Below are 22,586 nucleotides of genomic sequence, written 5' to 3' on the forward strand. Positions count from 1 at the left end.
TCACCCGCTGTGATCATGTGATCACACCGCGGGAGGGGGACCGTTGTTCGGGGAGATGCTGCTGGCCGCGCCGCCCGCCGACCTGGAGGTGACCTTCGGCGAGGTGAGGTGCCCGACGCGGATCGTGGCCGTCACCATCGCCAACACCGGCGCCGCCGACGAGCGCTACGCCCTGCGCGTCGCGGGCGAGGTCCAGCGCACCGAGCTGGTCCCGGCCGGCACCACCGTGATCAGCCGCGTCCGCCTCGCCGAGGACCGCCCCACCGTCATCGCCGTCCACACCACCGGGGAGTCCGCGGCCTCGGCGAGGCGCACCGCCGACTGCTCCGCGGCCGCCTCCGCTCCGGCCGCCTCCGCTCCGGCCGCGCCGGAGCCCAAGGGCGGCACCCCCGCCGCCGGGGAGCCGCGTCCCGCGCCTTCCGCGGGCGAGAGCGGGACCCCGGCCGCGGAGCCTTCGGCCGCGGAGCCCGACGCCGGGACCGCGCCGGGGACGGCTCCCGGCACGCCCCCGCCGCCCGCGTCCCGGCGGCAGGCGCACGACGCGGCACCGCCCGCGCCCAAGGGCGCCGTCTCCGGCACCGCGCGCAAGAGCGCCGCGGAGGGGCGGGTGCGGGAGGAGGTCGTGAAGAAGGCGAAGAAGAGGCGGAATGTCGTGGCCGGGGACACGCGGAGGCAACCGCGGCCGCAGACGCTTCCGATGACCGGAATCAGTCCCGCGTTCGCTTACACGGGCGCGGGCGCGGCGGTCACGGGAGGCGTCCTGGCCTGGTACGCGCTGCTGTGGCCGGGGCGCAGGACGGAGTCCTTCCCCTCGCGCGAGCGCACCCGAACGTGACGGCGCCCACCGCGTCCCGGGCGTGTCCTGTCGGTGGGGCTCGGTAGCCTGTCGGGATCGTGAGTACCTTTGCCGCCCCCGACATGCCACCCGCCTTCCCCGAGCGGGCCGCCTGGGGAACCGCCGGATCGCTGCGCGCCTGGCAGCAGCAGGCGCTGGAACTCTACTTCCAAGAGCCGCGGCGGGATTTCCTGACGGTCGCCACGCCCGGCGCGGGCAAGACCACCTTCGCGCTGCGCCTCGCCCGCGAGCTGCTCGACCGCCGCGTGATCCAGGGGATCACCGTCGTCTGCCCGACCGAGCACCTCAAGCGCCAGTGGGCCGAGTCCGCCACCCGCGTCGGCATCAGGATCGACCCGGAGTTCACCAACGCCCAGGGCAAGACCGCCAAGGACTTCCACGGCGTCGCCGTCACCTACGCCACCGTCGCGGCCCGCCCGGCGCTGCACCGCAACCGCACCGAGGCGCGCAAGACCCTCATCATCATGGACGAGGTCCACCACGCCGGCGACGGCCTGTCGTGGGGCGACGCGGTGCGCGAGTCGTTCGAGCCGGCCACCCGCAGGCTCTCCCTCTCGGGCACGCCGTTCCGCACCGACATCAACCCCATCCCGTTCGTCGACTACGAGGAGGGGCACGACGGCATCCGCCGCAGCCGCGCCGACTACACCTACGGGTACGGCCCGGCGCTGGCCGACGGCGTCGTGCGCCCGGTCATGTTCATGGCCTACGCCGGGGAGATGCGCTGGCGCACCCGCGCGGGCGACGAGCTGACCGCCACGCTCGGCCAGCCGCTCACCCAGGACCAGACGTCCCAGGCCTGGCGCGCGGCGCTCGACCCCAAGGGCGACTGGATCCGCCAGGTCATCCAGGCCGCCGACAAGCGCCTCACCGAGATCCGCAAGGCGATGCCGGACGCCGGGGCGATGGTCATCGCCACCGACCACGAGGCGGCCCGCGCCTACGCCAAGATGATCCGCGGCATCACCGGGCAGGGCGCCACCATCGTGCTGTCCGACGACCCCAAGGCCAGCAAGAAGATCCAGCAGTTCGCCGACTCGGAGGACCGCTGGCTGTGCGCGGTCCGCATGGTCTCCGAGGGCGTGGACATCCCGCGCCTGGCCGTCGGCGTCTACGCCACCTCGACCGCCACGCCGCTGTTCTTCGCCCAGGCCATCGGGCGCTTCGTGCGCGCGCGCAAGCGCGGCGAGACGGCGTCGGTGTTCCTGCCCAGCGTGCCCCTGCTAATGGGTCACGCCGCCGAGATGGAGCGCGAGCGCGACCACGTCCTGGACCGTAAGCAGCGCGAGCAGGACGGCCTGGACGACGAGGCGCTGGAGCAGGCCAACCGCAAGAACGACGGCGCGGACCTGTCGGAGGAGATCCCCTTCGAGACGATGGAGGCCAGCGCGACCTTCGACCGCGTGCTGTTCGACGGCGGCGAGTTCGGCCTGCAGGCGGCCCCGGGCTCGGCCGAGGAGGAGGACTTCCTGGGCATCCCCGGCCTGCTGGAGCCCGAGCAGGTCGCGCAGCTGCTGCGCCAGCGCCAGGCCAGCCAGCTCGCCAACCAGCGCAAGCGCGCCGGCGGGGAGTCCGAGACGGAGCGGCCCGTCACCGCGGCCGAGGACCTGCACGCCCTGCGCACCGAGCTCAACAGCCTCGTCGGCGCCTGGAGCCACCGCACCGGCAAGCCCCACGGCGTCGTCCACACCGAGCTCCGCCGCTCCTGCGGCGGCCCCGCCGTGCCCCAGGCCAGCGCCACCGAGATCAAGCGCCGCATCGAGAAGATCAGGGAGTGGGCCTCCCGGCGGGCCTGAGCCCCGCGGTCAGGAGACCAGGACGGGCTCGCCCTCCAGGGCGACCCCGGCCTCGCGCAGCTCGTCCAGGGCGCGGTCGGTGGTGGCGGGGGCGACGCCCGCGGTGAGGCCGAGGAGCACGGTGGTGTCCAGGCCCGCGGCCCTGGCGTCCAGGGCGGTGGCGCGGACGCAGTGGTCGGTGGCGATGCCGACGACGTCGACCCCGGTGACGCCGCGGGCCCGCAGCCACTCCGCCAGGGACGCGCCCTCTTCGGTGGCGCCCTCGAAGCCGCTGTAGGCGGCGGCCCGGTGGCCCTTGTCGAAGACCGCCTCGACGGCGTCGAGCGCCAGGTCGGAGTGGAACTCCGCGCCGCGGGTGCCGCTGACGCAGTGCGGCGGCCAGGAGTCGGTGTAGTCCGGCTCCTCGGCGAAGTGGCCGCCCGGGTCCACGTGGCAGTCGCGGGTGGCCACCACGTGGGCGTACGCGTCGCGGTGCCCGGCCAGGTGCGCGGAGATGGCCGCGGCGACGCCCGACCCGCCGCCCACGGCCAGCGACCCTCCCTCGCAGAAGTCGTTCTGGACGTCCACGATGATCAACGCACGGGTCATGGCTCCTCCTCTTCACATGCTCAATGAGAGATTAACTCTGTCCGGTCAGGGTGGGAAGCGCCGGATCGCCCTTGGTGAGGTGGAGGGCGGCGGGGGGGAGTTCGGCCAGGGCGCGCCGGTGGCGTTCGCGGGCGGCCTCCAGGGGCTCGCGGCCGACGACGCGGCCGGCGGTGACCAGGGGGACCTGGAGGGGGCGGTCCTCGGTGCCGGGCTCGGGGGCGGGCGCGTCGGTGGAGACGAGCTCGGCCACGGCGACGCCGTCCTGGAACCGTCGGTGGGCGTGCTTGCGCCCGCCCGTACCGGACTTGCCGGGAGAGGACTTGGCGACCGGGACGAGATCGCCTGAGGCGTCCTCGCGGGCCACCAGCTTGTAGACCAGGGAGGCGGTGGGCGCCCCGGAGCCGGTGACCAGGGACGTGCCCACGCCGTAGGCGTCGCAGGGGGCGGCGGCCAGGGCGGCGATGGCGTACTCGTCGAGGTCGCCGGTCACCACGACGCGGGTGCCGCGGGCGCCGAGGCCGTCGAGCTGGCGGCGCGCCTCCTCGGCGACCGCGCGCAGGTCGCCGCTGTCGATGCGGACCGCGCCCAGCCCAGGCCCGGCCAGTTCCACGGCGGTGCGCACGGCCTCGGCCACGTCGTAGGTGTCGACCAGGAGCGTGGTGTCCGTGCCGGAGGCCGAGAGCTGGGAGCGGAACGCCGCCCGCTCGTCGTCGTGCAGGAGGGTGAAGGCGTGGGCGGCGGTCCCGGCGGTGGGCACGCCGTAGGTCCGGCCGGCCTCCAGGTTGGAGGTCGTGGCGAAACCGCAGAGATGGGCGACGCGCGCGGCCGCCACCGCCGCGCCCTCATGGGTGCGGCGCGAGCCCATCTCGATCAGCGGGCGGCCCCCGGCGGCCTGGACCATGCGGGAGGCCGCGGCGGCGATCGCGCAGTCGTGGTTGAAGACGGACAGCGCCAGGGTCTCCAGCAGGACCGTCTCGGCGAACGTGCCCTCCACCCGGAGGATGGGGGAGCCGGGGAAGTAGCAGTCGCCCTCGGCGTAGCCCCACACGTCGCCGCCGAACCGGAAGCGCTCCAGCCAGGCCGCGGTGGCGTCGTCGACGACGCCGCTCCGCGTGAGGAAGTCCAGCTCGTCCGCGCCGAACCGGAAGCGCTCCAGCGCGTCCAGGAACCGCCCGGTGCCGGCCGTCACGCCGTACCTGCGCCCCTGCGGCAGCCGCCGGGCGAACACCTCGAAGACGGCGTGCCGCGCCGCGGTGCCGTCGCGCAGGGCCGCCTGGAGCATGGTGAGTTCATAATGATCAGTGAGCAGCGCCGTGCCCGCGCCGCGCACCGCCTCTGGCATGTCCACCCTCCGCAGACTACGGGTAGGGGTGTTCGCGGCGACGCGCCCGGTAGGTTCGAGAACGAGGGAGGGAGAATCCGATGACCAGCGCACCCATGACCGCCGAGAGGGTCGGTGCGGACGAGGAGACCCGTCCTGATCTCCCGTGGCTGACCATCGTGTGGAACGACCCGATCAACCTGATGTCGTACGTCACCTACGTCTTCCAGACGGTCTTCGGGTTCGCCAGGGAGAAAGCCGAGAAGCTCATGCTCGACGTGCACCACAAGGGGAGGGCCGTGGTCGACTCCGGCACCAGGGAGGAGATGGAACGCAATGTCGAGGTGCTCCACTCCTACGGGCTGTGGGCGACAGTGAAGCGGGACGACTAGATGAGCGGCGGTTTCCGAAGGAGCCCCGCGGGCGTCCGCATGTCGCTGGACCGCGCGGAGAAGGCGGTCCTGGCCAACCTCATCGGCCAGCTGCGCCAGCTGCTGGGCGAGCTGCCCAAGGGCGATCCGGGCCTGGCCGAGCTGGGCATCTCCGAGAACACCGAGGCGCCCGCCGACCCGGTGCTGGCCCGGCTGTTCCCCGACGGCTACCGCGAGGACGGCGCGGCGTCCGGGGAGTTCCGCCGCTACACCGAGGCCTCGCTGCGCGAGGGCAAGGAGCGCGACTCCGACCTGGTCCTGCGCAGCCTGGGCGAGGGCGGCGAGGTGACCTTGGACCCCGAGCGGGCGCAGGCCTGGCTGCGGGTGCTCAACGACCTGCGGCTGGCCCTGGGCACCCGCCTGGAACTGGGCGAGGACGACCACGACCGGTTCCGCGACCTGGACCGGGACGACCCCGAGTACGCCATGATCGTCACCTACGACTGGCTGACCCAGCTCCAGGACGGCCTGGTGCACTGCCTGTGGGGCTGACGGGGGCGCCGGGCCGACCGGCCCTCCCGGCGGAAAATTCCCTCTGGGTAATATGCGGCCCATGCTGACCATCACCCAGGAGATCGTCGACCAGATCACGGCGCACGCCCGTGCCGACCACCCCGACGAGGCCTGCGGCGTGGTGGCGGGGCCGATCGGCAGCGACCGCCCCGAGCGCTTCGTCCCCATGGAGAACGCCGAGCGCTCGCCGACCTTCTACCGCTTCGACTCGCTGGAGCAGCTGAAGGTGTGGCGGGAGATGGACGACCGGGACGAGGAGCCGGTGGTCGTCTACCACTCGCACACCGCGACCGAGGCCTACCCCTCGCGGACCGACGTGTCCTACGCCGCGGAGCCGAACGCCCACTACGTCCTGGTCTCCACCCGGGAAGAGAATGAGACCGAGTTTCGTTCGTACCGGATCGTGGACGGTGTCGTCACCGAGGAAGAGGTGAGGGTGGTGGAGGCCTACGAGTCCGTGTGACCCGAACCCGGGTAAACTCGGAGTCATGGTCCAGAGTTTCCTCTTCTCCCACTCGCGTGCCGAGGTCGTCTACGACTGTCGGTGACGCCCGTCCCGAGCCGTAACGACTTTTTGAATGGAGATCACGCAAGATGGCGATCGAGGTCCGGATCCCGACGATTCTGCGCAACCTCACCGACGGCGCCAAGGCCGTCGAGGGCAAGGGCGCCAACCTGGCCGAGCTGATCGGCGACCTGGACGCCCGCCACCCGGGCCTTCGCGACCGCCTGGTCGACGACAAGGGCCTGCGCCGGTTCGTCAACGTCTACCTCAACGACGAGGACGTGCGCTTCCTGGGCGGCCTGGACACCGAGGTGTCCGACGGCGACACCGTCACCGTGCTCCCCGCCGTCGCCGGCGGCTGAGCCGTGCGCTACGACTCCCTGCTGGACTCGGTGGGGCGGACCCCGCTGGTGGGCCTGCCCCGCCTGTCGCCGTCCCCCGAGGTCCGGCTCTGGGCCAAGCTGGAGGACCGCAACCCGACCGGCTCCATCAAGGACCGGCCGGCGCTGTGGATGGTCCAGCAGGCCGAGAAGGACGGCGTGCTCACCCCCGGCTGCACCATCCTGGAGCCCACCTCGGGCAACACCGGGATCTCGCTGGCGATGGCCGCCAAGCTCAAGGGCTACCGGATCATCTGCGTGATGCCCGAGAACACCTCCGAGGAGCGCCGCCAGCTGCTGCGGATGTGGGGAGCGGAGATCATCCCCTCGCCCGCGGCGGGCGGCTCCAACGAGGCGGTGCGGGTGGCCAAGGGCCTGGCCGCCGAGAACCCCGACTGGGTCATGCTCTACCAGTACGGCAACGCGGCCAACGCGCTGGCGCACTACGAGACGACCGGCCCGGAGCTGCTGGCGGACCTGCCCACGATCACGCACTTCGTGGCGGGCCTGGGCACCACCGGCACCCTGATGGGCACCGGCCGGTTCCTGCGCGAGCACGTGCCCGGAGTCAAGATCGTCGCGGCCGAGCCCCGGTACGGCGACCTCGTCTACGGGCTGCGCAACATCGACGAGGGCTTCGTGCCCGAGCTGTACGACCCGAGCGTCCTGACCACCCGCTTCTCGGTCACCTCCGGTGACGCGCTGCGCCGCACCCGCCAGCTGCTGGAGCAGGAGGGCATCTTCGCCGGGATCTCCACGGGCGCGTCGCTGCACGCCGCCCTGGGCATGGCCGCCAAGGCGGTCAAGGCCGGGGAGCGCGCCGACATCGCCTTCCCGGTCGCCGACGGCGGCTGGAAGTACCTTTCCACGGGCGCCTACGAGGGCACCCTGGAAGAGGCCGAGGCCGCCCTCGAAGGCCAGCTCTGGGCCTGACGCCGCCTCGCCGGTCCCGGGGCCGTCCCCGGACCGGCGGGCCCGCGTCCCCCGCCCGTTCCGCCCGTTCCGTGCCGCACCCGTCCCCGCCGGTCCGCCGTCCGCGCCGGGATCGGTAGGCTGCCGCCGAACGTTGTTCGGTGGGCTGTGAGGTGGGCGGATGACGACATTCAGTGAGACGACCGCGGTCTCCCCGCTGGGGGAGGGGCGCTACCGCGCCGAGCTGGGCGACGCCTTCGGGTTCGAGACGAAGCCGGGCGGTCCCGTGGTGCTCAACGGGGGCTACCTCATGGCGGTCCTGATGCGCGCGGCGGTCGCCGAGTCCGAGCACGAGCACCCCGTCTCCACCGCGGTGAGCTTCCTGCGTCCGGGTCTGCCGGGCCCGGCCGAGGTGGTCGTCGAGCGGCGCCGGGAGGGCAGGACGGCGTCGATGCTGCGCGCCTCGCTGGTGCAGGGGGGCGAGCCGCTGCTGGACGCGCTGGTGACCACGGGCACGCTCGACCCCGACGCCAAGCCCGCCTACGTGGGCGAGCAGCCGCCGATGCCCGCGCCCGAGGACTGCCCCCCGCCCGGCCGCGCGCGGCCCAAGAAGGGCTTCCCCGCCCAGGTGGACATGCGGTTCGACCCGGCGGTGATGGGCTGGCTGGACGGCGACTTCACGGGGCGGCCGGAGATGCGCGCCCACGTCCGGCTGCAGGACGGGGACGACCCGGACCCGTATGTCCTGGCGCTGGCCATCGACGCTCTGATACCTGTGGTGACGAACGCCGGTTTCCCCGGCTGGTCGCCCACGGTCGAGCTCACCTGGCATCTGCGGGCGCTGCCCGCGCCCGGCTGGCTCGCCGTGCACGGCACGGGGCGGATGGTGAACGACGGGTGGTCCGATGAGAACGTGGAGATCTGGGATGCCGCCGGAAATCTGGTCGCACAGAGCAGGCAGCTCGCACGAGCCGCACGTACTCGTAAGTAATGTTCGATGTATCGAGCGTCACACAATGTGTGACGACGTCTTCGCATAGCCTTGGACGTCATGTCAGACGCGCCTATCGGGATCTTCGACAGCGGCTTCGGCGGACTCACGGTGGCCCGGGCCGTGCTGGACCAATTGCCCGGGGAGCCGATCCTCTACCTGGGCGACTCGGCGCGTCAGCCGTACGGGCCGCGGCCGATCGCCGAGGTCCGCGGGTACGCCCTGGAGATGCTCGACCAGCTGGTCAAAGAAGGCGTGAAGATGCTCGTGATCGCCTGCAACAGCGCCAGCTCGGCGATGCTGCGCGACGCGCGGGAACGCTACGACGTGCCCGTCGTCGAGGTGATCTTCCCCGCGGCGCGGCGCGCGGTCGCCGCCACCCGCAACGGCAGGGTCGGGCTCATCGCGACCCGCGCCACGGTGACCAGCCGCGCCTACGACGACGCCTTCGCCATCGCCCCGCACATCGAGCTCACCAGCGCGGCCTGCCCGCGGTTCGTGGAGTTCGTGGAGAGCGGCGTCACGATGAGCGACGAGCTGCTCGACGTGGCGCGCGAGTACCTGAAGCCGATCATCGAGGCCGAGTGCGACACCCTCATCCTGGGCTGCACGCACTACCCGCTGCTGACCGGGGTCCTCTCCTACGTCGTCGGGGACGGGGTCACCCTGGTCTCCAGCGCCGACGAGACCGCCAAGGACGTCTACAGACTGCTGCACGACCGGGGTCTGGCCCGCGCGGAGGCCGCCTCCCCACCCGTCCACCGGTTCCGCGCGACCGGTGACCCCGAGGTGTTCCGCACGATCGGACGCCGCTTCCTCGGACCGGTACTCGGCTACGTCGAGTCCCCTTCGGACACCAGCGTGTTCCGTCTCACCCCATGAACCACAGTAAGTAGAGGAGCTCCCCGTGCGGGTGACTGTGATCGGCTGCTCCGGCAGCTTCCCGGGGCCGGACAGCCCCGCCTCCTGTTATCTCCTCGAGGAGGACGGCTACTCCCTCCTCCTCGACTTCGGCAACGGCGCGCTGGGAGCCCTGCAGCGCCATCACGACCTGTACGACATCGACGCGATCGCGATCTCCCATCTGCACGCCGACCACTGCATGGACCTGTGCGGCTACTACGTGGCCCGCAAGTACTGCCCGCACGGCACCAAGCCGAAGATCCCGGTCTTCGGGCCCACGGAGTCGGCGACGCGGATGGCCGAGGCCTACGACCTCGAACTCGATCCGGGCATGACCGACACCTTCGACTTCACCCCGCTGACCCGCAAGTTCGAGGCGGGCCCGTTCGAGATCCTCTGCGAGCCGGTCAACCACGTCATCGAGTCCTACGGCTTCCGCATCACCTCGGCGGGCGGCGGCACGCTGGCCTACTCGGGCGACACCGGGCTGACCGACACCCTGGTGGACCTGGCCGAGGGCGCCGACCTGTTCCTGTGCGAGGCGTCCTTCCTGGAGGGCGACAACCCGCCCGACCTGCATCTGACCGCGAAGGAGGCGGCGGAGTACGCCGAGCGGGCACAGGTCGGGCGGCTGGTGCTGACCCACCTGGTGCCGTGGAACGACGAGGAGAAGTCGCTCGTGGAGGCCAAGACCGGCGGGTACGGCGGGCCGATCGACCTGGCCCGCAGCGGGACCGTCTATCGGCTGTAGCCGCACCGGTAGGCTGGCCCCATGGCTCGCCCCGACGGTCGCGTGAACGACCAGCTCCGACATGTCCGTATCCAGCGAGGCTGGCTCGACCACGCGGAGGGCTCCGTGCTGGTGGAGTTCGGCGGCACCCGCGTCCTGTGCGCGGCCTCGGTACAGGACACGGTCCCGCGCTGGCGGCGCGACAGCGGCCTGGGCTGGCTGACCGCCGAGTACGCGATGCTGCCGCGCGCCACCAACACCCGCAACGACCGGGAGTCGGTGCGCGGCAAGCTCGGCGGGCGCACCCAGGAGATCTCCCGGTTGATCGGGCGCTCCCTGCGGGCGTGCGTGGACTTCAAGGCCTTCGCCGGCAGCACCGTCACCATCGACTGCGACGTGCTGCAGGCGGACGGCGGCACCCGCACCGCCGCCATCACCGGCGCCTACGTGGCGCTCGCCGACGCCGTCACCTGGATGCGCGACCGCAGGATGACCAAGGGCGACCCGCTCATCGGCTCGGTGTGCGCGGTCAGCGTCGGCGTGGTGGCCGGCGAGTCGCGGCTCGACCTCTGCTACGAGGAGGACGTCGTCGCCGACACCGACATGAACGTGGTGTGCACCGGCGACGGCAGGCTCATCGAGGTGCAGGGCACCGCCGAGGGCGTGCCCTTCTCCCGCGAGCAGCTGAACGAGCTGCTCGACCTGGCCCAGCTGGGCTGCGTCGACCTCACCATGATGCAGAAGGAGGCGCTGGCCCGATGAGCCGCCGGCTGGTGCTGGCCACGCGCAACCCCGGGAAGGTCACCGAGCTGCGGGACCTGCTCACCGGCTACGAGGTGGTGGGCCTGGCGGAGTTCCCCGACGCCCCCGAGGTGCCCGAGACCGAGCTGACCTTCGTCGGCAACGCCCTGCTCAAGGCCCGGGCGATCGCCGCGCACACCGGCCTGGCCGCGGTCTCCGACGACTCGGGCCTGTGCGTGGACGCCCTGAACGGCATGCCGGGCGTGCTCTCGGCGCGCTGGTCGGGCCGCTTCGGCGCCGAGCACCCCGGAGGCCGGGACCGCGCCAACCTGGAGCTGGTGCTCGACCAGCTCGCCGACGTCGCCGAGCCCGAGCGCGGCGCCCACTTCGTCTGCGCGGCCGCCATCGCCCACCCCGACGGCCGCGAGCACGTGGTGGAGGGCCGCATGGACGGCCGCATCATCACCGCCCCGCGCGGCACCGGAGGCTTCGGCTACGACCCCGTCTTCGAGGTCGCCGGCTCGGGCCGCACCACCGCCGAACTCACTCCCCGTGAGAAGTCCGAGATCAGCCACCGAGGCCGCGCCTTCCGCGCCCTCGCCGCCTACCTCACCACCCTCACCGACCCCTGATCTGAGCACCGCCGCGGCCGTCCGCGCTCCGTTCAGCGCGCCACGGAGCCGGGCACGAGCCCGTGCCGAAGGCCCGGGTGGGCCGTCCGCGTCCGGCGTGTCCGGGGTCGAGCCCGTGCCGAAGGCCCGGCGGGCCCGGTGCGGCCGGGGCGGGGTCAGCAGACCATGCGGAGCTGGACGCGGGTGCCGTGGTGGCCGGCGCGGATCTCCAGGAGGTCGACGAGCATGCGGGCGCTCCACAGGCCGAAGCCGCCGGCGATGGCGGACTCGGGCGGCAGGAAGCCGGCCAGGCCGTCGGGGCGCCACAGGCCGACGTCGGCGACCTCGCAGTGCAGGACGCGGCCCTGGCACCAGATGCGGAACTCGATCGGCGGGGTGCCGTGGAGCACCGCGTTGGTGGCGATCTCGGTGACCGCCATGGACAGGGAGCCCGCCTTGTCGTCGGGCAGCCCCATCCGCCGTCCCCGCTCGGCCAGGAACGCGCGCAGCGGCGCCAGGTCCAGCGAGGTGAGGGCGAGGCGCTCGGCCTCGGCGGGCACCTCGGGCAGCGGAAGCCGGTCGCAGTCGGCGCCGTAGCGCTCCGGCCGCACGTACCGGTCGTTGTAGGCCGGGTAGTGGCCGCCCTCGAAGAGGTCGGGATGGGTGCGGCGTGCCTCCTCGACGACCGGGGGCGGGGCCAGCGTGCGGTCGTAGGAGCAGATGACCTGCGCGTTCGAGGGCCCGAACACCGCGTTCACCAGCGACTCGTACCGGCCCCACTCGCGCTGCTCCCACGCCTGGGCGGGGCCGCTCCAGTCCAGCTCGGCCAGCGCGCGCACCCGGCGGGGGCCGGCCTGGCGCAGGACGTCGTTGTAGGCGGCGATGGTGCGGACCGGGTGCCGGTAGAAGGCGGTCGCGTCGTGGAACTCGATCTCCTTGCGGTCCCGGCCCAGGACGTCCCGCAGCGCCTCCTGGCGGTCGTGCGGGACCACGGCGAGGATGCGGTCCCGGGCGGCCAGGCCCTCGTGCAGGAAGGGCACCGCCGCGTCGAGGAACTCCTCGGTGCCGCCGTGCAGCAGGGCCTGGTGCAGCAGCGCGGTGCTCATGAGCGCCTCCAACCCAGGCCCTTGACGATGCCCGGAAGCCGATGGAAGCCCACCATCTCGATCACGCTCTCCAGTTCGGGTGAGGGGTTGTCCAGAACGAGGCCGTGGCCCCGGGTGAGGCGCCGGGCGTGGGAGCCCAGGAGGTTCAGCGAGACCAGGTCCATGAACCGCAGGTTCGCCAGTTCGAGGTGGATCCGCTGGGCGGCCCGGTCGCGCGGGTCGCTCACCGAGGCGAGGGTGCGGGTGAGGGCGTGGTGGCGCGCCCCGTCGATCTCGCCCTCGAGGCGCAGGCCGTAGGGGGCGTACGTACGGGTCATGCGCAGCACGCCGTCGTCGTATTCGGGGTTCACTTCGACGAGTACCTCGTGGTGGTTCTGGAGGGCGGAGAGCGCCTCGGGTGCGCAGCGGCGCCGGTCCACCTGGCAGATGGCGGTGGTCAGGGTGCTGGGTCCCACCAGGACCTCGACCTCGCAGTCGCAGTCGAGCATGAAGCTGTCACCTCCGGGGACGCCCGCCGCCCAGGTCATGTCCGCGGTGATGCGGACGCGGCGGAACCGCTGGTCGAGGGCCCGGGAGATCTCCTGCTCCAGGGTGCGGGAGAGCGCGTCGGGGCGGCCGTGCCCGTCGTGGACGCAGGCCTCCCGCCAGGGGATCACCGTCAGGTGGCCGAGTTCGGCGAAGGGCGTGGCGTCGATGTGGTGCAGCGACAGCAGCCCGGGCAGGTCGCGCGCCGTGGTGTCGGCGACGCAGATCACCTTCTCGCCCGCCTCGAGGCCCGCGTAGACGAAGTCACCGAGCACGCGCCGCTGTTCGTCGGGATGGGAGTACGCCAGCCACGCGTGATCGCCGGGCCGGAGATCACCGACCGCGCGCTGCGTGAACCAGCTGACCATGCTCCGTCCTGACCTGTGCGTCGTCGCGTGCGGGGAAGGTGTTCCTTTTCTTGCTCCGTCAAGCGTACGCCGGGCGGCGTCGCGTGGCGGGAACTCTCGGCATGTGGAGGAGAAATATCATGGCTAATGCAGCTGCACATGCATTTCATGCGCGGAAAGGCGTGTGCAGGCGTATCCGTGTCCCTTCCACTCCGGTTCTGACCTGGACCCGGCCGCACAGCATGCGCACCGCCCACAGCCCCAGCCGGGGGGAGCCGGCGGTCCCGGGCGGCAGCCAGCCCGGCCCGTGCCGTTCCGAGGGGCACCAGTGCCCGCGGTCGCTGACCTCGCACAGCAGCGCGTCGCGCTCCTCCCACACCCGCAGCAGGACGGGCGGCTCGCCGTGGCTGAGCGCGTTGGTCGCCACCTCGGTGAGTGCGACCAGCAGCTGGTGCAGCCGGTGCCCGGCCAGCCCGTAGCGGTGCGCGTACACCGTGATCAGCGCGCGCGGCTCGCGCAGGTCCGCCGAGCGCAGCGGCATCTCGAGCGCGTGCCCGGGTGCGGGCGGCAGCGGCGGGTCGCACATCGCGCTGAAGACGGCGGGGTCCAGGTAGGCGGGGTTGTCCCGGGGGAGGCCGTCGCGGGCGAGCAGGGGGTGGGTGTGCCGCGCGCCGTCCAGGACGGGGCGCGGCAGGGACGCGTGGTAGGGGCACATGATGGAGCCGTCCGTGCGGGCCAGCGCCACGTTGACCAGGGCCTCCAGCCGCAGCCACTCCACGGTCTCCCAGTCGGCGCGGCCCTTCCAGTCGGGCTCGGCCAGCAGCCGCACCCGCCTCCCGCGTTCGGCCGCCGTCTCCATCTGGTGCAGGACCCGCGAGACGACCCGTGCCGGGTGCTCGTAGAAGGCCGCCGGGGGGACGTAGCGCACCTGGGCGCCGAACTTCTCGCGGAGCAGCCCCGTCTTGTGCTCGCAGGTGACGGCCAGGACCGTCTCGTCACGTTCCAGACCCTCGTCCAGGAAGGGGAAGGCGCCTTCCAGGAAATCCTCGTCCGCGTCGTAGGGAAGTGCCACATGGGTCAGGGCCATCAGTCCTCATCCAGTCGGATCCCCGGCAGCCGGTGCATCCCGACCACCTCCAGCGTGGAGCGCACCTCGGGCGGCACCCGGTGCAGCACGACGGCACCGCGCGATCCGCGCCTCCGCGTGTATTCGACCATTGTCCGCAGCGCGCTGAGGCTGAGAAAGTCCAATTCGGAGAGATCGAGGTGGATCGCCTCCTCCTGGGACGGCAGGGAGTTCAGCGCCTCGACGAAGTGGGTGTGCCGGGCGGCGTCGAGTTCGCCGCACAACCGCAGGCCGGGCGGCCGGTAGGTGCGGGTGATGCTGAGGACCGGGTCGTCGAAGTCGGGGTCGGGCACCACCCGCACCTCGTGCTGCTCGGCGAGCAGGTCGAACTGGGCGGGCGAGCAGCGGCGCACGTCGGTCTGGCAGATGGCGGTGACCGACACGCTCGGCCCGACGCGCTCGGCGAGCTCGCGCTCGCAGACCATGAGGCGGGTGTCGCCGAACGGCTGGTCCAGCGCCCACGACGTCTCGGCGGTGATCCGGATGCCGCGGAACTCCTGCTCCTCGGCCTTGGCGATCTCGTCGGCGACGGTCTGGAGCATCTTCTCCGGGTCGAACATCCCGCCGGTCAGGCAGGCCTCGCCGACCGGGAGCAGGGTGAGCAGGCCCGCCCGGACCGCGGGGCTCAGGTCGTGGCCGTACAGGCCGGGCAGCTCCCAGTGCTCGGCGTCGGTCACGTAGACGACCTTGTCGCGGATGCGCAGCCCCTGGGCGATCCACGAGCCGATGACGTGGCCCTGCTCGTCGGGGCAGCAGAACGGGAGCCAGGCATGGTCGCCCGGGAGAAGATCCCTGACCGATCTCCGGACGTACATGGCTGCTCGGGCCTCCCGACGGGTGCGGACCCGTCCAATCTACGTCGGCGGAGCCCGGTGGGGCCGCCGCTTTTTTCATATAACGACTCGGCGCGCGCCGGAAGGGGGGAGGGGCGGATGCCGCGGCACGAAAAAGGGACAGCCGGTGGGCTGTCCCTTTTATGTAGGGCCGGTGGGATTTGAACCCACAACACGACGGACCTAAACCGCCGGCCTCTGCCGAATTGGGCTACGGCCCCGTGCGCGGCTACGACCTTACCAGCGGGCTACAGGCCCAGCTCCTTGCGGAGACGGGCCACATGCCCGGTCGCCCGCACGTTGTAGTAGGCCTTCTCGATCCTGCCCTCCTCGTCGATGAGGAAGGTGGAGCGGATGACGCCCACGGTGACCTTCCCGTAGAGCTTCTTCTCGCCGTAGGCGGCGTACGCCTGCAGCACCGCGCGCTCGGGGTCCGACAGCAGGGGGAAGGTCAGCTTGTCGCGCTCGCGGAACTTCACGAGCTTGGCGGGGGCGTCGGGGGAGACGCCGACCACCTTCACCCCGGCCGCCTCCAGCTCGGCCAGCGACTGCTCGAAGTCCACGGACTCCTTGGTGCACCCGGGGGTCATCGCCGCGGGGTAGAAGTAGAGGAGGACCTTCGCGCCGCGCAGCGACGACAGCGTGAAGGGCTCGCCGTCGGCGTCGGTGAGCGTGAAGTCGGGGGCCTCGTCGCCGGGCTCGAGACGGTCTGTCACCTGGCATCCTTTCGCGGCGGGTGGTGGAAGGGACAAACTTACCGGCACTCGCCTCCCTGGGGGCGGCGATGACCTGCAAGACTGATCGCCCACCGGTAACTACGACGAAGGACGCGGGATGGCCGACAGGGATCCGGACCGGATCGAGCAGGAGATCGAGGGCGAACTCGAGGCCCTCGCGCGCAACATCGACGCGATCGCCGACCGGGTCAGCCCGAGCAACGTCGTCCACCGCACCGGCGACCGGGTGCGCGAGGAGCTGCACCAGGTGGCCGCGACGGTCGGCGCGATCGTCTCGCCCGGCGACGCCGAGGGCTCGCCGCTCACCGAGGAGCAGCGCAAGCGCGCGCTCATCGTCGGCGGTGTCGTGCTGGCGGGCGTCGTCCTGCTGGTGCTGCGCGCCCGGCGGAGCGGCCGGGGCTGAGCCTCCGGGGCCTGTAGGCCTACAGGCCTACAGGAAGGTCTTCCCCTCGCCCCGGTAGGTGGGGACGGTGCTCTCGACGCCCTCGCCGAGGACCAGGTGCACGGCGTCGAAGCGCTCGCACAGCTCGCCGGCCTTGGTGTGCCGGAACCAGACGCGGTCGCCGACCCCCAGCCCGGCGGTGCCCGGCCCGACGAGCGGCGTCTGCACCTCCCCGGCGCCCTCGGTGCCGGTGTACCCCAGCCCGGCCGGCAGGTAGGGCTGGGGCAGGCGCAGCGCGTCGGCCGGGCCCGAGGCGAGGTAGCCGCCGCCCAGGCAGGTGACGGTGCCCGGGCCGGGCACCCGCACGACGGGCAGCGCGAACAGCGCGGCGGGCGTGGCCTTGAACATGCTGTAGTTGTCGAACAGGTGCGGCTGGAACAGGCCGGACCCGGCGGCGACCTCGGTGACCGCCCGCTCCGCCGAGGTCCACTCCAGGCTGCCGGTGCCGCCGCCGTTGACGAACTCCAGGTCGGCCACCTCGCGCACGGCCCGCACGACCTCGCCGCGCCGCCGGGCCAGCTCCACCCGGGAGCGGGCGCGCATCGCCTTGACGGCCAGGCCCATGGCGGGCCTGCCGGCGGGGGCGTCGCCCACGCCGGCGATCTGCGACTCGTAGCCCATCAGCCCGACCAGCCGCAGGTGCGGCCGCTTGACGACCTCCTCGGCGAAGGCGGCGGCCTGCTCGGGGGTGGCCAGGGGGGAGCGGCGCGCGCCGACCTTCACCCGGCCGCCCAGCACCGGGTAGGCGGCGTCCATGTCGAGGCAGACCCGCACGGGGTGCCCGTCGGCCGGGATGAGGTCCAGGTGCTCGGCGCAGTCGACCATGAGGGTGACGGTGCGGGCGGCGTGCTCGTCGCGGACGAGGCGGCGCAGCGCGGCGCGGTCGACGGTGGGGTAGGCCACGAGGATGTCGTCGCTGGTGCGGTGCCCGGCCAGCCAGAGGGCCTCGGGCAGGGTGAAGGCCATGATCCCGGCGAAGCCGTCCAGGGCCAGGACCTCCTCCAGCAGGGCGCGGACCCGGACGGACTTGCTGGCCACCCGGATCGGCTTGCCCCCGGCCCGGCGCACCAGGGCCGCGGCGTTGGCGCGGAAGGCCGCCAGGTCGACGATCGCGAACGGGGGGTCGAGCTCCGCGGTCGCGAAGTCATAACGCGCCTTGAGATCCATGTGTCCACTTTCCCATAAAAAGTGAAACATGAAAAGTATTCGCGTCTGTCTTTCCGGCTACACCGAGGAGAAGAACGCCCAGAGCCGCGCCGCCGTCCCCTCGGGCCAGACGTGGCCCCCGCCGTGCGGGCAGAAGCGCACCACGGCCCTGCCCTCGCCCGTCCGGCAGGCGCCCTCCCGGCGCAGGGCCCGGACCCCGGCCGCCTCGCGCCAGAAGGCGACCGCGCGGGAGACCGGGGCGAAGGGCCGGTCGTCGTTGAAGTCGCGCCGCCCGCCGCCCTCGTAGGGCACCGACCGGTCGGCCCTCCCGTGGACGATCATCGCCGAGACCGGGCGGCCGGGATCGCAGTCGATGACCAGGGAGGCCGAGACCACCCCGATCGCCCTGACCCTGCCCGGCCCCTCGCAGGCCATGCGGTAGGCCATGCCGCCCCCGTTGGAGAAGCCCGAGACGTACACCCGCTCCGGATCGGCGACCTTCGCCTCGACGAGCCGGTCGATCAGCTTCTCCAGGAAGCCGACGTCGTCGACGCGGGCGAGCTTGGCCGGGCCGCAGCAGGGGCCGGCGTTCCAGCTGAAGGCGAAGCCCTCGGGATAGGCGACCAGGAAGCCCTTCTCGTCCGCCACCTCGTCGAAGCCGCTGAGCTCCTGGAACTTCTCGGCGTTGGAGGCGCCCCCGTGGACGGCCAGCACCAGCGGCAGCGGCCCGGCCGAGGAGCGCAGCGCCGGGGGCACGCGCAGCCGGTACTCGCGGTGGCCGGGCGTGCCGACCTCCAGCTTGAGCCTGTGGGTGCCCGCCGCGGTGGGGACGCCGTCCCGCTCGGCCGGGCGGGGCGCCGTCCCGGTGGCGGAAGGCCCGGGGGCGCCGTCCTTCCCGGGCGCGGAGGCCTGGCACGCACCGAGCAGTACGAAAGCGAGCAAAAGGGCCAGAAGTCGACGCATGCCCTTGAATGTAGGCGTCCGCGTCCGACCCCAAACGCGGCGTTCCCACCAGGGCATAAACTGGCGAGTCATCGTGCCCCCGGCGTCCCCTGCAGAAGGTGGAGAGTTGAGTTACATCCTCACGCTGTCGTGCCCCGACCGTCCGGGCATCGTGGCGGCCGTCTCCGGCCTGCTGGCGTCCCGGCAGTGCAACATCCTGGAGAGCCAGCAGTACGGCGACCAGGACGCCGGGCGGTTCTTCCTGCGCGTGCAGTTCACCGCCCAGGAGGGCCTGGAGGAGCTCCAGGGGCTGTTCGCGCCGCTGGGGCGGGAGTTCTCGCTCGACTGGCACCTCAGCGACGCCGCCACCCGCATGAAGGTGCTGATCATGGTGTCCAAGGAGGGGCACTGCCTCAACGACCTGCTCTTCCGGATGCGCTCGGGCCTGCTGGACATCGACGTGGTCGCGGTCGTCTCCAACCACCCGGACCTGCGCCCGCTCACCCAGTCCTTCGGCATCGACTACCACCACCTGCCGATGACGATGGGCAAGGCCGCGCAGGAGGCCGAGATCCTCACCCTCGTCCAGCACTACGACGCCGACCTGGTGGTGCTCGCCCGCTACATGCAGATCCTCACCGACGACCTGTGCGCCAAGCTGCAGGGCAAGGTGATCAACATCCACCACTCGTTCCTGCCGTCCTTCAAGGGCGCCAAGCCCTACCACCAGGCGCACAAGCGCGGCGTGAAGCTGATCGGCGCCACCGCCCACTACGTCACCCCCGACCTGGACGAGGGCCCGATCATCGAGCAGGAGGTGGCCCGGGTCGACCACACCCACACCCCCGAGGACCTGCGCCGCGTCGGCCGCGACATGGAGTGCCTGGCCCTGGCCCGCGCCGTCCGCTGGCACGCCGAGCACCGCGTCCTGCTCAACGACGAGAAGACCGTCGTCTTCCGCTGATCCGGAAATGTCACGGGCGGCCGTTAGGGTCGCGCGTATGAGCGATCTGCCGACCTTCGCCTTCGCGTCCTCGTCCGCCTTCGAGGAGTGGCTGGAGGCCGAGCACGAGGTGTCCCCGGGACTGTGGCTCAAGTTCGCCAAGAAGGGCTCGGGAGTGGCGTCCATCACCTACCCCGAGGCCCGTGACGTGGCACTGTGCTTCGGCTGGATCGACGGTCAGAAGGCGCCCCTGGACGAGACGTACTGGCTGCTGCGCTTCACCCCCCGCACGCCCCGCAGCAAGTGGTCCCAGGTCAACCGCGAGCGCGTCGCCGAGCTGACCGCCGCGGGCCGGATGCGCCCGGCGGGGCTGGCCGAGGTGGAGCGGGCCCGCGCGGACGGGCGGTGGGAGCGCGCCTACGCCTCGCCGCGCAACGCCGTGGTCCCCGAGGACCTCCAGGACGCGCTGGACGCGGCCCCGGCCGCCGCAGAGTTCTTCGCCGGCCTCGACGGGCGCAACCGCTACGCCATCCTGTACCGGATCCAGGACGCCAAGCGCCCCCAGACCCGTGCCGCCCGGATCGAGAAGTTCGTCGCGATGCTGGGCAGGGGCGAGAAGCTCCACCTCTGAAACCGGCGACTCGGGGGGCGGGGAAGATCGCCGTACGTGGTGGCTCGGTTACTGTTCCCTTATGGGGGAGACGCTGGTCACGGAGCTGTTCGGGGATTCGGCGCGGCGGCGGGAGGCGCGCAGGCGCGCGGCCAGGGAGTTCCGCAAGGAGCGGGCGGGCGCCGAGGCGGCCGTCGCCCTCCTGATGGCGGCGTGCGGCGGGTTCGGCGCGGCGGAGGTGCTGGCCCGCCGGTACGGGCACCATCTCGTGCCGCCCGCGTGGGCGGAGCGGCTGGACGCCGAGCTGCGGACGCTGCTGTGGGGCGATCCGGCGGTGGAGCTGGCCGCCTACCTCCTGTGGATCGCGGGCATGGTCCTCCTGCTGCTGGCGGTGCTGCCCGGATACGACCGGATGGAGCTGCTCCGGGGCGACGACCCCGCGGTCTCGGCGGCGCTGAGCAGGGACGGGCTGCGCCGGTCGCTGGAGGACGCGGCGCTGGGGGCGCCAGGAGTGGTGCGGGCGCGGGTGAGCGTCGGCTGGCGGATCACGGTACGGGCCGGAGCGCGGCGCGGCACGCCGCCCGAGGCGATCGTCCCGCTGCGCCGGGCGGTGCTCGCCCGGCTGGAGGAGATCGGACCGCAGCGCGGCCGCGCGGTCGCCGTCCGGCTGGGTCGGCGGGGCTGATGGCGCGCAGGGGACTGACGCTGACGGGGCTGGCGCTGTGCGGGACGAGCGGGGTGCTGCTGGGACTCAACAGGTTCCTGGGCGACCGGCCGGTGCTGGGCGAGGGCACCTCCGGCTTCATCGCCCGCAACCCCTGGTTCTGGCCGGCGGTGGCGGGCCTGCTGACCGCGGTGGCGGTGCTGGGGACGTGCTGGCTGCTGCTCCAGGGCAGGGCGGCGGCGCTACGCCGCTTCACCCTGCTGGGCGGGCGCCGGAAGGCGCTGACGAACGAGGCGGTGGCCGGGCTCACCCGCGAGGTGCTGGGGCTGCCGGGGGTGCACGACGTGCGCGTGCGCTTCACCGGCACGCGCTCCCGGCCGCGGGTGATGCTGCAGATCCTCTGCCACGAGAGCGCCGACCTCGGGCTGCTGCTCGCCCGGATCAGCGAGGACTCGCTGGTGCGCTTCCGCGAGGCGATCGAGATGCCCGACCTGCACGCGGTCCTGCGGTTCCGGCTGGTCTACCACGAGACGCGTATCGCTTAAAGAGAGGTCTACCGGCATTTGTCGGTTCTGATAGCGCCGTACCGGGCGGCGCTTCGTACAGTCGTTGCTAAGTAAGTCACTCCTCGTCCATCCGCAGGGGGTATCGATCAGCAGTGACCACTGCATCATGTTCCGTCTCCGGGTCGGGGAAGGGGGACCGCGAGGGATTGAGCCAACAGAGCTAGACCTTCTGCTCGGGACCGGCGGCGCACCGAGGCGCCGCCGGTCTCCACGGTGCGCGGACTTATCTATGCAATCCTGGTCTAATGGCTTGGGAATTCTGGCAGACCGGATTGCTCGGGCTCTGCGCCGGACTGCTGATCGCGGTGGTGACCGCGCCCGTGGGCGTGTCGGGAGCGGTGTTCCTGCTGCCCGTCCAACTGAGCGTGCTGGGCGTGCCCAGCCCGGCCGTCACCCCCACCAACCTGCTGTTCAACGTGGTGGCGGGGCCCGGCGCGCTGATCCGGTACCGCCGGACGGGACGGTTGACCGGCCCCCTGGCCCGGCTGCTGGTGGCCGGGACCGCGCCCGGCGTGGTCGTCGGCGCGGTGATCCGGGTCTTCGCCCTGCCGGGTCCGACCGTTTTCCGGCTGCTGGTCGCCGCCTTCCTGCTCCCCCTGGGCACGTGGTTGTGCCTGCGGACGCTGCGCCCGTCCCCCCGGCCCCCGGCGCCTGAGCCGTCCCGTACCGCGGTGACCGCGCTGGCCCTGGGCGTCGGCGTCGTCGGCGGGATCTACGGGGTCGGCGGCGGCTCCCTGCTCGGCCCGATCCTGGTGGGCCGCGGCCTGCCCGTCGCGGTCGTGGCCCCCGCAGCCCTGGCCGCCACCTTCGTCACCTCGATCGTGGGCGCCGCCGCCTACGCCGTCCTGTCCCTGATCGCCCCCGGCGACATCGCGCCCCTGTGGACCCTGGGCCTCCTGTGCGGCCTGGGCGGCCTGGCGGGCGGCTACCTGGGCGCCCTCCTGCAGCCCCGGCTCCCCGAGAAGGCGCTCCGGCTGCTCCTGGGCGGCCTGGCCGTCGCCGTCTCCCTGCTCTACCTGGCGCAGGGCCTGGGCTGAGGGCGAAGGGCATCCTGGCGCCGACGGGGCGGACGGGGAGCCCTATAGTTGGGGTGACGCCGAATGATCCCGTGCGGGAGAGCGTCCGGGCCCGGCGGGTCCGGGCCGCCGAAGGAGCAATTCCTCCCCGGAACCTCTCAGGCACCCAGGACCGCGAGGGGTGGGCGGCCTCTGGAAAGAGAAGGCGCCGGAGCCTTCCGCCGAAGGTGAAAGCCCGTACGGGTGAAGCTCTCAGGCAGAGAAGACAGAGGGGGAGGGCCCACTCAGCAGGTGTACGGATGGGA

27 protein-coding genes, 1 tRNA gene and 2 riboswitches are annotated in these 22,586 nt (G+C 72.5%); of the genes, 18 read left to right on the forward strand and 10 right to left on the reverse strand.

The window, feature by feature from the left end; all coding sequences use genetic code 11:
- Window positions 1-43: 43 nt before the first annotated feature.
- On the forward strand, window positions 44-835 hold the full coding sequence (locus tag ABD140_RS32030; RefSeq protein ID WP_344245215.1) for a hypothetical protein: 792 nt from the start codon (window positions 44-46) through the stop codon (window positions 833-835).
- A gap of 83 nt (window positions 836-918) precedes the next feature.
- Window positions 919-2,652: a DEAD/DEAH box helicase gene (locus ABD140_RS32035; protein WP_344245273.1), complete on the forward strand. Its 1,734-nt coding sequence runs from the start codon at window positions 919-921 to the stop codon at window positions 2,650-2,652.
- A gap of 9 nt (window positions 2,653-2,661) precedes the next feature.
- Here ABD140_RS32035 and ABD140_RS32040 read toward each other — a convergent pair whose 3' ends face one another.
- Together ABD140_RS32040 and ABD140_RS32045 are read right to left on the reverse strand one after the other, a co-directional pair.
- Entirely contained in the window at window positions 2,662-3,240 is a 579-nt protein-coding gene (locus tag ABD140_RS32040) for an isochorismatase family protein (RefSeq protein WP_344245217.1), read from the reverse strand.
- 31 nt (window positions 3,241-3,271) lie between these two features.
- A complete protein-coding gene (locus ABD140_RS32045; RefSeq protein ID WP_344245275.1) occupies window positions 3,272-4,582 on the reverse strand; it encodes a nicotinate phosphoribosyltransferase in 1,311 nt (436 codons plus the stop codon).
- A gap of 80 nt (window positions 4,583-4,662) precedes the next feature.
- Here ABD140_RS32045 and clpS point away from each other — a divergent pair, with 80 nt between their 5' ends.
- From clpS to rdgB, 10 genes are all read left to right on the forward strand, one after another.
- Window positions 4,663-4,953: an ATP-dependent Clp protease adapter ClpS gene (gene clpS / locus ABD140_RS32050; protein WP_344245219.1), complete on the forward strand. Its 291-nt coding sequence runs from the start codon at window positions 4,663-4,665 to the stop codon at window positions 4,951-4,953.
- Window positions 4,954-5,484: a DUF2017 domain-containing protein gene (locus ABD140_RS32055; RefSeq protein ID WP_344245221.1), complete on the forward strand. Its 531-nt coding sequence runs from the start codon at window positions 4,954-4,956 to the stop codon at window positions 5,482-5,484.
- Window positions 5,485-5,545: 61 nt separating this feature from the next.
- Window positions 5,546-5,968 (forward strand): M67 family metallopeptidase, encoded by a 423-nt coding sequence (locus ABD140_RS32060; RefSeq protein ID WP_344245223.1) that lies wholly within the window; start codon window positions 5,546-5,548, stop codon window positions 5,966-5,968.
- A 131-nt stretch (window positions 5,969-6,099) separates the two neighbouring features.
- Window positions 6,100-6,372, forward strand: coding sequence for a MoaD/ThiS family protein (locus tag ABD140_RS32065; protein WP_106397775.1), 273 nt, complete (start codon window positions 6,100-6,102; stop codon window positions 6,370-6,372).
- 3 nt (window positions 6,373-6,375) lie between these two features.
- Window positions 6,376-7,323, forward strand: coding sequence for a PLP-dependent cysteine synthase family protein (locus ABD140_RS32070; protein WP_344245227.1), 948 nt, complete (start codon window positions 6,376-6,378; stop codon window positions 7,321-7,323).
- A 160-nt stretch (window positions 7,324-7,483) separates the two neighbouring features.
- Window positions 7,484-8,293, forward strand: coding sequence for a thioesterase family protein (locus ABD140_RS32075; protein WP_344245229.1), 810 nt, complete (start codon window positions 7,484-7,486; stop codon window positions 8,291-8,293).
- Between the two features lie 60 nt (window positions 8,294-8,353).
- Entirely contained in the window at window positions 8,354-9,175 is an 822-nt protein-coding gene (gene murI / locus ABD140_RS32080) for a glutamate racemase (protein ID WP_344245231.1), read from the forward strand.
- Between the two features lie 25 nt (window positions 9,176-9,200).
- Window positions 9,201-9,947, forward strand: coding sequence for an MBL fold metallo-hydrolase (locus ABD140_RS32085; protein ID WP_344245233.1), 747 nt, complete (start codon window positions 9,201-9,203; stop codon window positions 9,945-9,947).
- A 21-nt stretch (window positions 9,948-9,968) separates the two neighbouring features.
- Window positions 9,969-10,688: a ribonuclease PH gene (gene rph, locus ABD140_RS32090; protein ID WP_344245235.1), complete on the forward strand. Its 720-nt coding sequence runs from the start codon at window positions 9,969-9,971 to the stop codon at window positions 10,686-10,688.
- On the forward strand, window positions 10,685-11,299 hold the full coding sequence (gene rdgB, locus ABD140_RS32095) for an RdgB/HAM1 family non-canonical purine NTP pyrophosphatase (RefSeq protein ID WP_344245237.1): 615 nt from the start codon (window positions 10,685-10,687) through the stop codon (window positions 11,297-11,299). Before rph ends, rdgB begins: the two co-directional genes overlap by 4 nt.
- Before the next feature lie 155 nt (window positions 11,300-11,454).
- Here the strand turns inward: rdgB and ABD140_RS32100 are convergent, their stop codons facing one another.
- The 6 genes from ABD140_RS32100 to bcp form a co-directional block, all read right to left on the reverse strand.
- The gene (locus ABD140_RS32100) at window positions 11,455-12,384 is read right to left on the reverse strand and encodes an anti-sigma factor RsbA family regulatory protein (protein ID WP_344245239.1); all 930 of its coding nucleotides are present in this window, start codon (window positions 12,382-12,384) and stop codon (window positions 11,455-11,457) included.
- Window positions 12,381-13,277 (reverse strand): MEDS domain-containing protein, encoded by an 897-nt coding sequence (locus tag ABD140_RS32105; protein ID WP_344245241.1) that lies wholly within the window; start codon window positions 13,275-13,277, stop codon window positions 12,381-12,383. Before ABD140_RS32105 ends, ABD140_RS32100 begins: the two co-directional genes overlap by 4 nt.
- 145 nt (window positions 13,278-13,422) lie before the next feature.
- Window positions 13,423-14,343 (reverse strand): anti-sigma factor RsbA family regulatory protein, encoded by a 921-nt coding sequence (locus ABD140_RS32110; RefSeq protein ID WP_344245243.1) that lies wholly within the window; start codon window positions 14,341-14,343, stop codon window positions 13,423-13,425.
- A complete protein-coding gene (locus tag ABD140_RS32115; RefSeq protein ID WP_344245245.1) occupies window positions 14,343-15,197 on the reverse strand; it encodes an MEDS domain-containing protein in 855 nt (284 codons plus the stop codon). The genes ABD140_RS32110 and ABD140_RS32115 overlap by 1 nt, the downstream gene beginning before the upstream one ends.
- A gap of 164 nt (window positions 15,198-15,361) precedes the next feature.
- Window positions 15,362-15,436, reverse strand: a tRNA-Leu gene (locus tag ABD140_RS32120).
- A 27-nt stretch (window positions 15,437-15,463) separates the two neighbouring features.
- The gene (gene bcp, locus ABD140_RS32125; protein WP_344245247.1) at window positions 15,464-15,931 is read right to left on the reverse strand and encodes a thioredoxin-dependent thiol peroxidase; all 468 of its coding nucleotides are present in this window, start codon (window positions 15,929-15,931) and stop codon (window positions 15,464-15,466) included.
- A gap of 118 nt (window positions 15,932-16,049) precedes the next feature.
- Between bcp and ABD140_RS32130 the strand changes: the two genes are divergently transcribed.
- The gene (locus ABD140_RS32130) at window positions 16,050-16,355 is read left to right on the forward strand and encodes a DUF3618 domain-containing protein (RefSeq protein WP_344245249.1); all 306 of its coding nucleotides are present in this window, start codon (window positions 16,050-16,052) and stop codon (window positions 16,353-16,355) included.
- Window positions 16,356-16,382: 27 nt separating this feature from the next.
- Here ABD140_RS32130 and ABD140_RS32135 read toward each other — a convergent pair whose 3' ends face one another.
- A complete protein-coding gene (locus ABD140_RS32135) occupies window positions 16,383-17,561 on the reverse strand; it encodes an amino acid deaminase/aldolase (protein ID WP_344245251.1) in 1,179 nt (392 codons plus the stop codon).
- 57 nt (window positions 17,562-17,618) lie between these two features.
- Entirely contained in the window at window positions 17,619-18,503 is an 885-nt protein-coding gene (locus tag ABD140_RS32140; protein ID WP_344245253.1) for a CE1 family esterase, read from the reverse strand.
- Between the two features lie 106 nt (window positions 18,504-18,609).
- Here ABD140_RS32140 and purU point away from each other — a divergent pair, with 106 nt between their 5' ends.
- The 5 genes from purU to ABD140_RS32165 all read left to right on the forward strand — a co-directional run bounded on the left by purU (window position 18,610) and on the right by ABD140_RS32165 (window position 22,302).
- The gene (purU, locus tag ABD140_RS32145; protein ID WP_344245255.1) at window positions 18,610-19,446 is read left to right on the forward strand and encodes a formyltetrahydrofolate deformylase; all 837 of its coding nucleotides are present in this window, start codon (window positions 18,610-18,612) and stop codon (window positions 19,444-19,446) included.
- Window positions 19,447-19,483: 37 nt separating this feature from the next.
- The gene (locus ABD140_RS32150) at window positions 19,484-20,056 is read left to right on the forward strand and encodes a YdeI/OmpD-associated family protein (protein WP_344245257.1); all 573 of its coding nucleotides are present in this window, start codon (window positions 19,484-19,486) and stop codon (window positions 20,054-20,056) included.
- 61 nt (window positions 20,057-20,117) lie between these two features.
- Window positions 20,118-20,720 carry a DUF6286 domain-containing protein gene (locus ABD140_RS32155; protein WP_344245259.1) on the forward strand — a complete coding sequence of 201 codons (603 nt, stop codon included), beginning with the start codon at window positions 20,118-20,120 and terminating at the stop codon, window positions 20,718-20,720.
- Window positions 20,720-21,244 (forward strand): Asp23/Gls24 family envelope stress response protein, encoded by a 525-nt coding sequence (locus ABD140_RS32160; RefSeq protein WP_344245261.1) that lies wholly within the window; start codon window positions 20,720-20,722, stop codon window positions 21,242-21,244. Before ABD140_RS32155 ends, ABD140_RS32160 begins: the two co-directional genes overlap by 1 nt.
- A gap of 266 nt (window positions 21,245-21,510) precedes the next feature.
- On the forward strand, window positions 21,511-22,302 hold the full coding sequence (locus ABD140_RS32165; protein ID WP_344245263.1) for a TSUP family transporter: 792 nt from the start codon (window positions 21,511-21,513) through the stop codon (window positions 22,300-22,302).
- A gap of 64 nt (window positions 22,303-22,366) precedes the next feature.
- Window positions 22,367-22,466: riboswitch (glycine riboswitch) on the forward strand.
- Between the two features lie 4 nt (window positions 22,467-22,470).
- A riboswitch (glycine riboswitch) is annotated at window positions 22,471-22,553 on the forward strand.
- The last annotated feature ends 33 nt before the right edge of the window (window positions 22,554-22,586 follow it).

The organism is Actinocorallia libanotica (assembly GCF_039525175.1).
GTDB classification, from domain to species: domain Bacteria; phylum Actinomycetota; class Actinomycetes; order Streptosporangiales; family Streptosporangiaceae; genus Actinocorallia; species Actinocorallia libanotica.

Coding starts and splice junctions, on each gene's coding strand:
- ABD140_RS32035 (WP_344245273.1), top strand. CDS start 919: ATGCCACCCGCCTTCCCCGAGCGGGCCGCCTGGGGAACCGCCGGATCG.
- ABD140_RS32040 (WP_344245217.1), bottom strand. CDS start 3,240: ATGACCCGTGCGTTGATCATCGTGGACGTCCAGAACGACTTCTGCGAG.
- ABD140_RS32045 (WP_344245275.1), bottom strand. CDS start 4,582: ATGCCAGAGGCGGTGCGCGGCGCGGGCACGGCGCTGCTCACTGATCAT.
- clpS (WP_344245219.1), top strand. CDS start 4,663: ATGACCAGCGCACCCATGACCGCCGAGAGGGTCGGTGCGGACGAGGAG.
- ABD140_RS32055 (WP_344245221.1), top strand. CDS start 4,954: ATGAGCGGCGGTTTCCGAAGGAGCCCCGCGGGCGTCCGCATGTCGCTG.
- ABD140_RS32060 (WP_344245223.1), top strand. CDS start 5,546: ATGCTGACCATCACCCAGGAGATCGTCGACCAGATCACGGCGCACGCC.
- ABD140_RS32065 (WP_106397775.1), top strand. CDS start 6,100: ATGGCGATCGAGGTCCGGATCCCGACGATTCTGCGCAACCTCACCGAC.
- ABD140_RS32075 (WP_344245229.1), top strand. CDS start 7,484: ATGACGACATTCAGTGAGACGACCGCGGTCTCCCCGCTGGGGGAGGGG.
- murI (WP_344245231.1), top strand. CDS start 8,354: ATGTCAGACGCGCCTATCGGGATCTTCGACAGCGGCTTCGGCGGACTC.
- rph (WP_344245235.1), top strand. CDS start 9,969: ATGGCTCGCCCCGACGGTCGCGTGAACGACCAGCTCCGACATGTCCGT.
- rdgB (WP_344245237.1), top strand. CDS start 10,685: ATGAGCCGCCGGCTGGTGCTGGCCACGCGCAACCCCGGGAAGGTCACC.
- ABD140_RS32100 (WP_344245239.1), bottom strand. CDS start 12,384: ATGAGCACCGCGCTGCTGCACCAGGCCCTGCTGCACGGCGGCACCGAG.
- ABD140_RS32105 (WP_344245241.1), bottom strand. CDS start 13,277: ATGGTCAGCTGGTTCACGCAGCGCGCGGTCGGTGATCTCCGGCCCGGC.
- ABD140_RS32110 (WP_344245243.1), bottom strand. CDS start 14,343: ATGGCCCTGACCCATGTGGCACTTCCCTACGACGCGGACGAGGATTTC.
- ABD140_RS32115 (WP_344245245.1), bottom strand. CDS start 15,197: ATGTACGTCCGGAGATCGGTCAGGGATCTTCTCCCGGGCGACCATGCC.
- ABD140_RS32130 (WP_344245249.1), top strand. CDS start 16,050: ATGGCCGACAGGGATCCGGACCGGATCGAGCAGGAGATCGAGGGCGAA.
- ABD140_RS32135 (WP_344245251.1), bottom strand. CDS start 17,561: ATGGATCTCAAGGCGCGTTATGACTTCGCGACCGCGGAGCTCGACCCC.
- ABD140_RS32140 (WP_344245253.1), bottom strand. CDS start 18,503: ATGCGTCGACTTCTGGCCCTTTTGCTCGCTTTCGTACTGCTCGGTGCG.
- ABD140_RS32150 (WP_344245257.1), top strand. CDS start 19,484: ATGAGCGATCTGCCGACCTTCGCCTTCGCGTCCTCGTCCGCCTTCGAG.
- ABD140_RS32155 (WP_344245259.1), top strand. CDS start 20,118: ATGGGGGAGACGCTGGTCACGGAGCTGTTCGGGGATTCGGCGCGGCGG.
- ABD140_RS32160 (WP_344245261.1), top strand. CDS start 20,720: ATGGCGCGCAGGGGACTGACGCTGACGGGGCTGGCGCTGTGCGGGACG.
- ABD140_RS32165 (WP_344245263.1), top strand. CDS start 21,511: ATGGCTTGGGAATTCTGGCAGACCGGATTGCTCGGGCTCTGCGCCGGA.